The organism is Vibrio sp. 1078-1 (assembly GCF_033340475.1).
On sequence record NZ_JAWOWM010000333.1, the window covers coordinates 1 to 716 of the forward strand.

Annotated in this window: 1 protein-coding gene; it reads right to left on the reverse strand. The window is 46.1% G+C overall.

Annotated elements, in window-relative coordinates:
• Positions 1-716, reverse strand: a 716-nt coding sequence (locus R7190_RS27410) for a hypothetical protein (protein WP_318137873.1), incomplete at both ends; no start/stop codon positions are given.

The following is a 716-nucleotide window of genomic DNA, read 5'->3' on the forward strand; positions in this document are numbered from 1 at the left end:
AATGCGGCGATTGCTTTCTTCAATATTCAATTGGTGATTGCTGCCCTTTAGGCTCGTCGATGATTGCTGTACTTCATCAATGCGAACGTACTCGTCTTCCCATTGCCGGTTTAAAAGCCAGTTATGTGGCATAGGGGTCTTAGTCCGATCTTGATACTGCAATCGGTTGTCTCGTTGCTCTTTCCAGCGTGTTAGGACTTCCAAGGCGAGTTCATGATCTTCATTGAGGCCCATGCGCAGCCATTCTTCTTTGGCTTTCGCTTTTTTTTCTTTGCGTATTTGTACATCCCAGAAGTCTTCAAACTGTATGTGGTCAACAGTTTTAACTGTTGGTTTATTGCTTCTCTCAGAGTCATCCGACCGTTGAGAGTCCCTTACCGGGTTGCCATCAGGCATAAACAATGATGAAAATTCTTCTGGAAGCCGAGCTTGAAAAGCGGCAAGAGATTTCAAAAGCGATGCCATACCAATGAAGTCGGCAGGTACATCTTTAAGCAACCGAAAGGCTGCCTTACCTTGGTTTGGGTTTTCGATTGGGTTGTGCTTCAGAAAGCTCCGAATCAAAGGCCAACCAGGTTTCTCGCAACGAATGAGGGACTGATCTTCTTCTAACGCATTTAGAGCCTTGGCAACCTGCTGCTTGTCCCAGTTCAAGTCAGAAGCAACGTAACCAATCGGCAGTCGAAAGCAGCCAAGCAAATTACAATGTGGGCATG